Source organism: Erwinia sp. PME.40.26/001 (assembly GCF_055556675.1).
The window spans coordinates 1-12,498 of record NZ_JBVHNP010000011.1 but is presented as its reverse complement, the minus strand read 5'-3'; the positions used below and the strand labels follow the sequence as shown (position 1 = coordinate 12,498).

General features: G+C 55.4%; 9 protein-coding genes and 1 pseudogene. 8 read left to right on the top strand and 2 right to left on the bottom strand.

The annotated features are described in order from the left end of the window. Positions 1 to 74 precede the first annotated feature (74 nt). The 5 genes from bamB (at position 75) to ACZ3HG_RS20455 (ending at position 6,657) form a co-directional block, all read left to right on the top strand. Complete coding sequence (bamB, locus tag ACZ3HG_RS20475) at positions 75 to 1,256, top strand: outer membrane protein assembly factor BamB (protein ID WP_191936858.1); 1,182 nt, start codon at positions 75 to 77, stop codon at positions 1,254 to 1,256. Between the two features lie 219 nt (positions 1,257 to 1,475). Continuing rightward, a complete protein-coding gene (der, locus tag ACZ3HG_RS20470; protein WP_062744687.1) occupies positions 1,476 to 2,975 on the top strand; it encodes a ribosome biogenesis GTPase Der in 1,500 nt (499 codons plus the stop codon). Positions 2,976 to 3,040: 65 nt separating this feature from the next. After that, positions 3,041 to 3,262, top strand: coding sequence for a YfgJ family double zinc ribbon protein (locus ACZ3HG_RS20465; protein ID WP_191934702.1), 222 nt, complete (start codon positions 3,041 to 3,043; stop codon positions 3,260 to 3,262). Positions 3,263 to 3,524: 262 nt separating this feature from the next. After that, positions 3,525 to 5,951, top strand: a complete 2,427-nt coding sequence (locus ACZ3HG_RS20460) for a glucose/quinate/shikimate family membrane-bound PQQ-dependent dehydrogenase (protein ID WP_465334176.1) — start codon at positions 3,525 to 3,527, stop codon at positions 5,949 to 5,951. A gap of 172 nt (positions 5,952 to 6,123) precedes the next feature. After that, entirely contained in the window at positions 6,124 to 6,657 is a 534-nt protein-coding gene (locus tag ACZ3HG_RS20455; protein ID WP_465334174.1) for a hypothetical protein, read from the top strand. A gap of 30 nt (positions 6,658 to 6,687) precedes the next feature. Here ACZ3HG_RS20455 and xseA read toward each other — a convergent pair whose 3' ends face one another. Next, a complete protein-coding gene (xseA, locus tag ACZ3HG_RS20450; protein ID WP_465334172.1) occupies positions 6,688 to 8,064 on the bottom strand; it encodes an exodeoxyribonuclease VII large subunit in 1,377 nt (458 codons plus the stop codon). 171 nt (positions 8,065 to 8,235) lie between these two features. On the opposite strand from xseA, the gene guaB reads away from it, so the two are divergent. From guaB to ACZ3HG_RS20435, 3 genes and pseudogenes are all read left to right on the top strand, one after another. Continuing rightward, positions 8,236 to 9,702 carry an IMP dehydrogenase gene (guaB, locus tag ACZ3HG_RS20445; protein ID WP_346577348.1) on the top strand — a complete coding sequence of 489 codons (1,467 nt, stop codon included), beginning with the start codon at positions 8,236 to 8,238 and terminating at the stop codon, positions 9,700 to 9,702. A gap of 93 nt (positions 9,703 to 9,795) precedes the next feature. Further along, a complete protein-coding gene (gene guaA, locus ACZ3HG_RS20440) occupies positions 9,796 to 11,376 on the top strand; it encodes a glutamine-hydrolyzing GMP synthase (RefSeq protein WP_191934706.1) in 1,581 nt (526 codons plus the stop codon). A 306-nt stretch (positions 11,377 to 11,682) separates the two neighbouring features. Beyond that, a pseudogene (locus tag ACZ3HG_RS20435) lies at positions 11,683 to 12,201 on the top strand (tyrosine-type recombinase/integrase); the annotation flags it as partial. Positions 12,202 to 12,232: 31 nt separating this feature from the next. Here ACZ3HG_RS20435 and ACZ3HG_RS20430 read toward each other — a convergent pair. After that, positions 12,233 to 12,498 (bottom strand): integrase core domain-containing protein (locus tag ACZ3HG_RS20430; RefSeq protein WP_465334169.1); only part of this gene is annotated, 266 nt, incomplete at its 5' end.

Here is a 12,498-nt window from a genome sequence, read left to right as displayed (position 1 = left end):
ACGGCGAATGCTGGCTGCTGCGGGATTGGTATAAGGCTCTAATATTTGGCCTGAACAGGCACAAGAGGGATTTCATGGAATTGCGTAAGTTACTTCTGCCGGGACTGATGTCAGTCACTTTACTCAGCGGATGTTCATGGTTCAGCGGTGAAGAGGACGTGGTGAAAATGTCACCACTGCCAACGGTTCAAAACCAGTTCGAACCACAAAAAGTCTGGAGCACTTCGGTTGGCGATGGCGTAGGTGATTTTTACTCCAACCTGCACCCGGCCTGGGCAGAAAATACCGTCTATGCTGCTGACCGCCACGGCGTGGTGAAAGCCCTGAACTCCGGCGACGGCAAAGAACAGTGGAAAGTGGACCTGTCGGAAAAAACCGGTTTCTTCTCCAGCAATATCCCTGCACTGCTTTCCGGTGGTGTGACCGTTGATGCGGGCCATGCCTATATCGGCAGCGAGCGCGGTCAGGTATTCGCACTGAACACCAGCGATGGCTCGATCGCCTGGCAGACCAAAGCGGCGGGTGAAGTACTGTCCCGTCCGGTCGTCAGCGATGGTCTGGTACTGGTTCACACCAGTAACGGTATGCTGCAGGGTCTGGATCAGACCAGTGGCAATATCAAATGGACCGTTAACCTCGATGTTCCGGCGCTGAGCCTGCGCGGCGAGTCTGCACCAGCGACGGCATTTGGCGCGGCCATTGTTGGCGGCGATAACGGTCGTGTCAGCGCCGTGATCATGAACCAGGGCCAGATTATCTGGCAGCAGCGCATCTCCCAGCCAAGCGGAGCGACTGAAATCGACCGCCTGGCGGATGTGGATACCACGCCGGTTATTGTTAACGGTGTGGTTTACGCACTGGCCTACAACGGTAACCTGACGGCGCTGGACCTGCGCTCTGGTCAGATCCTGTGGAAACGCGAAATCGGTTCAGTCCATGACATGATTGTTGATGCAGGCCGTATCTACCTGGTGGATCAGGATGACCGCGTGATTGCCCTGAATACTGACGGCGGAGTGACTCTGTGGCGTCAGAGCGATCTGCTGCACCGTAACCTGACCTCGCCGGTGCTGTATAACGGCTACCTGGTGGTCGGTGATGCAGAAGGCTACCTGCACTGGATCAATACGGATGACGGGCGTTTTGTTGCGCAACAGAAACTGGACAGTTCTGGCTTCCAGACTGAACCTGTGGTTGCCAGCGATAAGCTGCTGATCCAGTCCAAAGACGGTGAGGTTTACGCGATTACGCGTTAATTCGCCGGTCAGTTTGAGCCCCAAAAATCACCGTCTGCCACCATCGCGGCAGGCAGTGAGATGAAGGGTAAGCGGCTCCTGATTGTTCAGGGGCCGTTTTGTTTTATCCAAGGCGTGTTATTCTAGGCGCCATCGGCCTGAGTAGAGCGGCAGTTAATCTGCCTGCACAGCGAATAATATCGCAGCCAGGCGCTTATTTTTTAGTTATGAGGCTTCACTATGGTACCTGTGGTCGCGCTGGTCGGGCGTCCCAATGTGGGAAAATCCACCCTGTTTAACCGTTTGACGCGCACACGAGATGCGCTGGTGGCAGATTTTCCCGGGCTTACCCGAGATCGCAAATATGGCCGCGCCGAAATAGAAGGGCGTGAGTTTATTTGTATCGATACCGGTGGTATCGACGGTAATGAAGAGGGCGTGGAAACGCGCATGGCGGAACAGTCGCTGCTGGCGATTGAAGAGGCCGATGTCGTGCTGTTTATGGTTGATGCGCGTGCCGGGCTGATGCCTGCAGATACGGCTATTGCCAAACATCTGCGCTCGCGCGACAAACCAACGTTTATCGTGGCGAACAAAACCGACGGTCTGGATGCGGATTCTGCCGTCACTGACTTCTGGTCGCTGGGGCTGGGTGAAATCCATGCGATTGCCGCCTCTCACGGGCGCGGTGTGACCAGCCTGCTTGAGCTGGTGCTGCTGCCGTGGATGGACGTGGTCGCGCCTGAGCGTGAGCTGACAGAAGAAGAAGAGAACGAAGCCTACTGGGCGGAGTTCGCGGCGAAAGAAGCCAAAGCCAGCGGTGAAATGCCGGAAGATGAAGAAGATGACTTTAACCCGCTGGATCTGCCGATCAAGCTGGCCATTGTCGGTCGTCCGAACGTCGGTAAGTCAACACTCACTAACCGCATTCTTGGTGAAGAGCGCGTGGTGGTCTATGACATGCCGGGTACCACGCGCGACAGTATTTATATTCCGATGGAGCGCGACGGGCGTGAATATGTTCTGATCGACACCGCCGGGGTGCGTAAGCGCGGGAAAATTACTGAAACCGTCGAAAAGTTCTCGGTGATCAAAACCCTGAAAGCAATTGAAGATGCCAACGTTGTGCTGCTGGTGATTGATGCGCACGAAGGCATTTCCGATCAGGATCTCTCGCTGTTGGGCTTTATCCTCAATAGTGGGCGCTCACTGGTGATCGTGGTCAACAAGTGGGATGGCCTGTCACAGGAAATCCGTGATGAGGTGAAAGAGCAGCTGGACTACCGTCTGGGCTTTATCGATTTTGCCCGCATTCACTTTATTTCCGCCCTGCACGGCAGCGGCGTGGGTAACCTGTTTGAATCCGTGACCGAAGCCTACGACTGTTCTACCCGCCGTGTTAACACCTCCATGCTGACGCGCATTATGAACATGGCGGCCGACGATCATCAGCCGCCACTGGTGCGTAGCCGCCGCGTGAAGCTGAAATATGCGCACGCCGGCGGGTATAACCCGCCGATTGTCGTGATCCACGGTAATCAGGTTAAAGACCTGCCGGATTCCTACAAACGTTATCTGATGAACTATTTCCGCCGTTCACTGGAAATTATGGGTACGCCAATCCGTATTCAGTTCAAAGAGGGGGATAACCCGTACGAAGGTAAGCGTAACCTGCTGACGCCAAATCAGCAGCGTAAGCGCCAGCGCCTGATGAGTCATCTCAAAAAGAACAAACGTTGATCCGTAAGGGGGCCTGATGGCCCCCTTTGTTTTATGCTTAACCGCAAAGACAAAGGAGAGACTGAATGAACAGACCCTGCCCGCGCTGTCAGCGCCAGAACGCCACCGACGGTGGCAGCGTTTGCCCCGAATGCCAGCACCCTTTCACCGCCTGCTGCCCCGACTGCCAGCACCCACTGCACGTGCTCAAAGCCTGTGGCGCGATCGACTACTTTTGTCAGCAGGGTCATGGGTTAATTTCTAAAAAGCGCCTGCTGTGGCTGCCTGTAGCACCCGAACAGGGCTAATCCTTTCTTTTTATCACGTTAATCTTTTTGTGCGGACTCCCGACCTGATAAAGCTGGCAGTCAGCCGCTTGTTAATTTTGTGTTTAGCAAATTACGAACCTGATGGTACAATCCTGCCGCTTGCTCCCGGTGCTCTGCCACGCCAGCCGTGACTTCAGAGCCTCCGCAGTCAATGCAGGACCGGATGCTATCCGTGTAACATGTTAATAAAGATAAGGTATTCATCAAAAAAAGCCTTGTCTTCTCCAGGAGTATTTCTGCTATGCCTCAAATCAATGCCGGGTCATCAAAATGGCTGGGCCTGTGGTGTTTCCTGCTGGGTTTAATTTTACTGGCAACGGGCCTTTACTTTGTCATCGGGGGGGGAAAGTTAGTTTCCCTGGGCGGCAGCTGGTATTTCGCGATCGCCGGTATCGTCACCGTGCTCTCTGCTATCCAGTTCTTCCGCCGCCGGGCTTCCGCCGTGGTGATATATGGTCTGGTGTTTGTGGGATCGGCAATCTGGGCCGTGCTGGATGCCGGGATCGACTTCTGGCCGCTGGTGTCGCGCCTGATGTTCCTGGCAGGAATACTGCTGCTGACGCTAGTCACCTGGCCATCCCTGCGTAAGCATGAAGGCAAACCTGCGGGGGCGAAAGGCGCTTACGCGTTGAGCGCCGTGACCGTCGTCGGCCTGCTGGCCACGCTGTACGGCATGTTCCAGCCGCACCCGACCGTCGCCAACGGCCATGAACTGCCGCTGGTACCGGTGGATAAGTCCACTGAACAGAAAAACTGGGATAACTACGGCAATACCGCAGGCGGCAGCCGCTTTGTGGCGCTGGATCAGATCACCCGTGATAACGTAAAAGACCTGAAACCAGTCTGGACTTATCGCACCGGTGATATTCCTGAAAGCCCGACTGGCAGCGGCGCGGAAGATCAGCAAACTCCGCTGCAGGTCGGTGACCGCGTATTCCTCTGCACCCCCCACAACAACGTGATTGCGCTGGATGCCGATACCGGCAAGCAGATCTGGAAAACCGAGATCAACGCGCAGTCTCAGGTATGGAATCGCTGCCGTGGCCTGGCCTACTTTGACGCCAGTAAACCGCTTGAACAGCCGACGGTACCGGGCTCAACGCCGGTTAAGCCGGTAACGCTGGCCGCAGGTGATACCTGTCAGCGCCGTATTCTCATGAATACCATTGACGCACGTCTGGTGGCGATCAACGCCGAAAACGGTGAAATGTGTCAGAACTTCGGTGACAAAGGGGTAGTTAACCTGAAAGCCGGTCTGGGCGACGCCAGCGATCCGAAATACCAGTTAACCTCAGCCCCGACGCTGGCCGGTACCACCGTGGTCGTGGGTGGCCGTGTGGCCGACAACGTGCAGACTGATATGCCGGGCGGCGTACTGCGCGGCTTTGACGTTATCACCGGTGAAATGCGCTGGGCGTTTGACCCGGGCAATGAAGATCCAAATGCGCCACTGGAAGCGGGTAAAACCTATGCTCGCAGTACGCCAAACTCCTGGGCCCCCATGTCTTATGACGCCGGCATGAACACCGTGTTCCTGCCCATGGGCAGCTCGTCTGTCGACCTGTGGGGCGCCAACCGTAACGCGCTGGATCACAAATACGGGGCCTCCATCCTGGCGCTGGACGCGACCACCGGTAAAGAGAAGTGGGTTTATCAGACCGTGCATAACGATCTGTGGGACTTCGACATTCCGATGCAGCCTAGCCTGATCGACTTCCCGCAGAAAGACGGTAGCACCAGGCCCGCTATCGTATTCGGTACGAAAGCAGGGCAGATTTTTGTGCTGGATCGTTTGACCGGCAAGCCGCTGACTGAAGTGAAAGAAGTCCCGGTAAAAGCCGGCAACATTCCCAACGAGCAGTACACGCCGACCCAGCCAAAATCAGTGGGCATGCCGCAGATTGGTGCGGAAACGCTGAAAGAATCTGATATGTGGGGGGCGACGCCGTTCGATCAGCTGGCCTGCCGTATTGGTTTTAAATCCATGCGTTACGATGGCCTGTACACCGTACCCGGTACTGACCTGTCTCTGAGCTTCCCGGGATCGCTGGGTGGCATGAACTGGGGCAGCCTGTCGACCGATCCGAACAACCACTATATTTTCGTCAACGATATGCGCCTGGGCCTGTGGGTACAGATGGTACCGGTGCAGGCTGATGCGAAAGCCAGCGATGGTGGGGAAGCGGTCAACGCCGGTATGGGTGCGGTCCCACTGAAAGGTACGCCGTATGCGGTGAATAAAAACCGCTTTATGTCGCCAATGGGCATTCCCTGCCAGAAACCACCGTTTGGTACGCTGTCGGCTATCGATCTGAAAACGCAGAAGGTCGTGTGGCAGGTTCCGGTGGGTACCGTGCAGGATACCGGTCCATTAGGGATCAAAATGCATGCGCCAATGCCGGTCGGTATGCCGACGCTGGGCGGGACACTGGCCACACAGGGCGGTCTGGTGTTTATCGCCGGGACTCAGGACTACTACCTGCGCGCTTTCGATACCTCAACCGGTAAAGAAGTGTGGAAAGCCCGACTGCCGGTCGGCAGCCAGGGCGGTCCGATGAGCTATAAATCACCGAAAACCGGTAAGCAGTACATCATCATTTCTGCCGGTGGCGCACGCCAGTCGCCGGATCGCGGTGACTATGTGATCGCTTACGCCCTGGACAAATAAAGCCTGGCGATCCCTCGCTGGCCTGACAGTCAAAGCCCCTTCAGTAATGAAGGGGCTTTTTTTATTTGTTAATATCCTTTCAGCCCGTTCGCTGGCGAAAGAACGTAAGTGCGGGTGGCGTTATCGTGGCGGCGCGTTCAACGTAACGCATAATAAATAACAGGAAACGTTAATGGAAAAGATACAGAATCTGATCGCTGTTCTGAAGCAGTGTATTCCGCAACTGGATATCGCGCCCTTACAGAGTCAGACCCCGGAAAACAGTGAGCCGTTAACGGTTTTAGACTGGTTTTATCAACAGCTTAGCGCACAGAACCTGATGGTTTATGAGGAGTGGAGTGAATATAACGGCTATATTCCGGAGCTGAAAACGTTGTCTGATTTGTCAATATCCGAAGATCCGGCGAATTTTATTTTCTCCGCGATTGAAGAGATCGACTGGTCAACCGCCAGCATGGATCCCGCTGAAATCGTCTATTCACTGCCCTGGCTTGAACATATTAATTTTTATCTCAAGCCACACGCGGTCAGACTGGTCGATCTTCTGCCGTTAGAAAATGCCTATATTATCGCTGTGCGGGATGATGAAACCTTACTGCAGAAACTTCATGCCAGCCTGGAAGCTTTTGATATGGGCATCAACGAGCGGCAGCCAATGGATCAACAGCAGGTGTTAGCCGATATCAGACAGATGATTGCCGGGTAACGACCCGGACTTATCAGGCAGTCTCAACCGTCATTCAGGGGAGCGGCGTTTGCGCGGTTTTTTCACCGGGGTGATGGCAGTGACTTCGCTTTCCACCCAGCCGTCATCCAGGCGGGTTTTCAGCGTATCGCCGGGGTGCAGCTGTTGGGTCTTTTTCACCACCTGACCGTCGGCGGCCGTCGTCACGCTGAAACCGCGTGCCAGCGTTGCCAGCGGGCTGACGCCCTCAAGCTGCGCGGCAAGATTGCCAAAGCGCTGTTTATTGCTGTTGAGCTGCTGCTGCATGGCCTGCTGCAGGCGATACTGCCACTGCTGTAGCTGCTGCCCGGCGCGCTGAATGCGCATTTCCGGGCGAATGGCGCGAAGGCGCAGGTCCACGTGCTCCTGCTGGCGCGTCGCCTGGCGCAGTTTCAGCTGCATGGCATCATCCAGCCGGCGCTGTAGCGTCAGCAGCGCGGTCTGCTGCCGTGCCAGACGCAGCTGCGGGTGTTGCTGCTGCAGACGATGCTGGAGGCGGGAAAAGGTGCGCTGCTTCTGCGCAAGATAGTAGTCCATCGCCATTTCCAGCCGCTGCTGCTGGGACAGAAGCTGACGCAGCAGCTCTGTCTGGTTACGGCTGACCAGCTCTGCCGCCGCAGAAGGGGTCGGGGCGCGCAGGTCAGCGACGAAATCTGCGATAGTCACATCGGTTTCATGACCGACGGCGCTGACGATGGGGATGCGGCTGGCATAAATTGCCCGCGCCACGCGCTCGTCGTTAAAGCTCCACAGATCTTCCAGCGATCCGCCGCCGCGTCCGACAATCAGCACGTCGCATTCATTGCGCGCATTCGCCAGCTCAATGGCCCGTACGATGCCTGAGGGCGCGTCTGCGCCCTGTACGGAGGTCGGGTAGATGACCACCGGCAGGGACGGGTCGCGTCGCTGCAGGACGCGTAGCACGTCGTGTAGCGCGGCACCGCTGGCAGAGGTGATAACGCCAACCTGATGTGCCGGGTCCGGCAGCGGTTGTTTATGGCCCTGCTCAAACAGACCTTCTGACATCAGCCGCTGCTTCAGCTGTTCGAACTGCTGCTGTAGCAGCCCCTCTCCAGCGGGCTGCATACTTTCGGCAATCAGCTGATAGTCGCCGCGCGGCTCATACAGGGTGATGGTGGCACGCACCAGAACCTGCTGGCCATTCTGCGGGCGGAAGGTCACCCGGCGGTTGCTGTTGCGAAACATCGCGCAGCGTACCTGGGCACCATCATCCTTCAGGGTGAAGTACCAGTGGCCGGAAGAAGGCTGGGAGAAATTCGAGATCTCCGCGCTCAGCCAGACCTGGCCCATTTCCATCTCCAGCAGCTTGCGCACTGTTGTATTGAGACGGGTGACGGTAAAAATATTGGCGGTTGGCGGTAGCGACATGTGATGAAGATCAAACTTTAAATCAGAGGGTTAATTAACCGATACTACATGGCCCACGCAGGGGATCAAGCATTTTTCTTAAAATAATGCTGGAGGCAATCGATTACGCCCTGTATAATGCCGCGGCAATATTTTACAAGTTCTCATTCACCCTGAGGTTGAGATATTGCCATGCTAAGAATCACTAAAGAAGCCCTGACATTTGACGACGTTCTGCTCGTTCCTGCCCACTCGACTGTCCTGCCAAATACGGCCGACCTCAGTACCCAGCTTACCAAAACCATCCGTTTAAACATTCCTATGTTGTCCGCTGCTATGGATACCGTGACCGAAGCGGGTCTGGCCATTGCACTGGCACAGGAAGGTGGCCTGGGCTTTATTCACAAAAATATGTCCATTGAGCGCCAGGCGGAAGAAGTTCGCAAGGTGAAGAAACACGAAAGCGGCGTGGTGACCGATCCGCAGACGGTGTTACCGACCACCGCCCTGAGCGAAGTTAAAGCGCTCACCGAACGCAATGGCTTTGCCGGTTACCCGGTGGTGAACGGCGAAAACGAGCTGGTGGGCATCATCACCGGTCGTGACGTGCGCTTTGTCACCGACCTGAGCCTGCCGGTCTCTGCGGTGATGACGCCGAAAGAGCGTCTGGTCACCGTCAAAGAAGGGGAAGCGCGTGAAGTGGTGCTGCATAAAATGCACGAAAAACGCGTCGAGAAAGCGCTGGTGGTGGACGACAGCTTCCACCTGCTGGGCATGATCACTGTAAAAGACTTCCAGAAAGCCGAACGTAAACCTAACGCCTGTAAAGATGAGCACGGACGCCTGCGCGTCGGTGCTGCCGTAGGCGCGGGTGCCGGTAACGAAGAGCGCGTGGATGCGCTGGTCGCCGCCGGCGTTGACGTGCTGCTGATCGACTCCTCTCACGGCCATTCCGAAGGCGTGCTGCAGCGCATCCGTGAAACCCGTGCGAAATATCCTGATCTGCAAATCCTTGGCGGTAACGTGGCAACCGGCGCGGGCGCACTGGCGCTGGTGGAAGCGGGTGTGAGTGCGGTGAAAGTCGGTATCGGCCCGGGCTCCATCTGTACGACCCGCATCGTGACCGGCGTGGGCGTACCGCAGATCACCGCTGTTTCTGATGCGGTCGAAGCGCTGGAAGGCACCGGTATTCCGGTTATCGCTGACGGCGGTATCCGTTTCTCCGGTGATATCGCCAAAGCGATCGCCGCCGGTGCGGCCGCCGTGATGGTCGGTTCAATGCTGGCGGGAACCGATGAGTCTCCGGGTGAGATCGAACTCTACCAGGGCCGTTCGTTCAAGTCCTATCGTGGGATGGGCTCGCTGGGCGCCATGTCCAAAGGTTCTTCAGACCGTTACTTCCAGACCGATAATGCCGCGGACAAACTGGTGCCGGAAGGTATCGAAGGCCGCGTGGCGTACAAAGGCTACCTGAAAGCGATCGTTCACCAGCAGATGGGCGGCCTGCGTTCCTGTATGGGACTGACCGGCTGTGCTACCATCGACGAGCTGCGCACCAAAGCGGAATTTGTGCGCATCAGCGGTGCCGGGATCCAGGAAAGCCACGTTCACGACGTGACCATTACCAAAGAGTCTCCGAACTACCGTATGGGTTCCTGATAACCCCACGCCCGGCTAAACAGCCGGGCGTTTTAATATGCCCTTAGGGTATAATCCCCGAAATTTTTGTACTACATCGCCTGGAATAGCCCAATGACGACGGAAAATATTCATAAACATCGCATCCTGATCCTCGATTTCGGTTCGCAGTATACGCAGCTGGTTGCCCGCCGTGTGCGTGAGCTGGGTGTCTACTGTGAACTGTGGGCGTGGGACGTCACCGAAGAGCAGATTCGTGGTTTTAACCCGAACGGCATTATCCTTTCCGGTGGCCCGGAAAGCACCACCGAGCACGACAGCCCGCGTGCGCCGGACTACGTGTTTAACGCAGGCGTCCCGGTACTGGGCGTGTGCTATGGCATGCAGACCATGGCAATGCAGCTGGGTGGCAAGGTGGAAGGCTCCAGCGAACGTGAATTTGGTTATGCCCAGGTTGAAGTACAGACCAACAGCGCGCTGATCCGGGACATCGAAGATGCGATCAGCCCGGCCGGTAAGCCGCTGCTGGACGTGTGGATGAGCCACGGCGACAAAGTCACGGCGATCCCGTCTGACTTCGTGACCGTTGCCAGCACCGACTCCTGCCCGTTTGCCATTATGGCCAACGAAGAGAAGCGCTTCTACGGCGTACAGTTCCACCCGGAAGTGACACACACCCGTCAGGGTCTGCGTCTGCTGGAGCGTTTCGTGCTGGATATCTGCCAGTGTGAAGCCCTGTGGACTCCGGCTAAAATCATTGAAGATGCCGTTGAACGTCTGCGTGTGCAGGTCGGCAACGATAAAGTGATTCTCGGCCTGTCCGGCGGCGTTGACTCCTCTGTGACCGCAATGCTGCTGCACCGTGCGATTGGCGACCGTCTGACCTGCGTCTTTGTCGACAACGGCCTGCTGCGCCTGAACGAAGCCGAGCAGGTGATGGAGATGTTTGGTGACCATTTCGGTTTGAATATCATCCATGTGGAAGGCGAAAAACGCTTCCTCGACGCACTGGCAGGCACAGATGAGCCGGAAGCCAAGCGTAAAATCATCGGCCGCGTTTTCGTTGAAGTCTTCGATGAACAAGCTCTGAAGCTGGAAGACGTGAAGTGGCTGGCCCAGGGAACTATCTACCCTGATGTGATTGAATCAGCCGCTTCTGCTACTGGCAAAGCGCACGTGATCAAATCGCACCACAACGTGGGCGGCCTGCCGAAAGAAATGAAGATGGGCCTGGTTGAACCACTGCGTGAGCTGTTTAAAGACGAAGTGCGTAAAATCGGTCTGGAGCTGGGCCTGCCACACGCCATGCTGTTCCGTCACCCGTTCCCGGGCCCGGGCCTGGGTGTGCGCGTACTGGGTGAAGTAAAGAAAGAGTACTGTGACCTGCTGCGTCGTGCCGATGCGATCTTCATTGAAGAGCTTCATAAAGCCGACCTGTACAACAAAGTCAGCCAGGCCTTTACCGTCTTCCTGCCAGTTCGTTCTGTCGGCGTGATGGGTGATGGCCGTAAGTACGACTGGGTAGTTTCCCTGCGTGCCGTCGAGACCATCGACTTTATGACCGCACACTGGGCGCATCTGCCATATGATTTCCTCGGCCGCGTATCCAATCGCATCATCAACGAAGTCGACGGTATTTCCCGTGTGGTTTACGATATTTCAGGTAAACCACCGGCGACGATTGAGTGGGAATGATTTCGCGTCTGGCAACAGCCTGCACGTAAAAGCAGTAAAGTACCTCTAAGCCCGCGTAACTGCGGGCTTTTTGTTTTTATGTCTGGCACTTTCTGGCAGCTGTTAGCAACGGGAAGCACGGTTTTTTCAATGGAATTTTTGATGGTACTCTCTGGTTTTGAATTCAGATTTGAAAAAGTACCATGTGATAAATCTCGGTTGAGTTATGGTATTCATTTTTTATAACTCAATTAAAAACAGATAGTTAAATGACTTTTCTGAGTTTTTTACAACATGGTATTAATTGATATAGGAAAACAATAAACCATGTTGACTGACACCAGGCTGCGCCACCTTAAGCCGAAGGAAAAACTCTATAAAGTTAATGACCGCGATGGTCTGTATGTTGCGGTGACTCCGGCTGGAACGATCTCATTTCGCTACAACTATTCAATAAACGGAAGACAAGAGACCGTTACGTTTGGCCGCTATGGTGTCGGAGGGATTACGCTTGCTGAAGCGCGTGAACGGCTCAACGAAGCTAAAAAGATGGTTGCTAGTGGAAGATCGCCTGCGAGAGAAAAAGCCAGAGATAAAGCACGTATCAAAGATGCGGAGACTTTTGGCGCATGGGCTGAGAAATGGTTACGTGGCTATCAAATGGCTGAATCGACGCGTGATATGCGGCGTTCGGTATATCAAAGAGAGTTGAAGGCAAAATTTGCCCAGCAGAAACTGACTGAGATTACACATGAAGACTTACGCGCCTTAACCGATAACATTGTCGAGAGAGGTGCACCGGCGACAGCTGTGCACGCCAGAGAGATTGTATTGCAAGTCTATCGCTGTGACCTGCCCCCAGTATTAGATACAACACTCAGTTAGTAACGTCGGAATCTTCATTCTCAGAATGACCCTTTCTCCAGCCCGCCGCAAATTCAGACGGTGTCTGATAATTCAGCGTGGAGTGCGGGCGGCACTCGTTATAATCCTGCCGCCAGTCATTAATGATTTTCCTGGCATGAACGATATCGCTGAACCAGTGCTCATTCAGACATTCATCGCGAAATCGTCCGTTAAAGCTCTCAATAAATCCGTTCTGCGTTGGCTTGCCCGGCTGGATTAAGCACAACTCAACACCAT

What these genes read in the sequence shown, in the direction of transcription:
- bamB (WP_191936858.1), top strand. Translation starts at nt 75, where the DNA reads ATGGAATTGCGTAAGTTACTTCTGCCGGGACTGATGTCAGTCACTTTA.
- der (WP_062744687.1), top strand. Translation starts at nt 1,476, where the DNA reads ATGGTACCTGTGGTCGCGCTGGTCGGGCGTCCCAATGTGGGAAAATCC.
- ACZ3HG_RS20465 (WP_191934702.1), top strand. Translation starts at nt 3,041, where the DNA reads ATGAACAGACCCTGCCCGCGCTGTCAGCGCCAGAACGCCACCGACGGT.
- ACZ3HG_RS20460 (WP_465334176.1), top strand. Translation starts at nt 3,525, where the DNA reads ATGCCTCAAATCAATGCCGGGTCATCAAAATGGCTGGGCCTGTGGTGT.
- ACZ3HG_RS20455 (WP_465334174.1), top strand. Translation starts at nt 6,124, where the DNA reads ATGGAAAAGATACAGAATCTGATCGCTGTTCTGAAGCAGTGTATTCCG.
- xseA (WP_465334172.1), bottom strand. Translation starts at nt 8,064, where the DNA reads ATGTCGCTACCGCCAACCGCCAATATTTTTACCGTCACCCGTCTCAAT.
- guaB (WP_346577348.1), top strand. Translation starts at nt 8,236, where the DNA reads ATGCTAAGAATCACTAAAGAAGCCCTGACATTTGACGACGTTCTGCTC.
- guaA (WP_191934706.1), top strand. Translation starts at nt 9,796, where the DNA reads ATGACGACGGAAAATATTCATAAACATCGCATCCTGATCCTCGATTTC.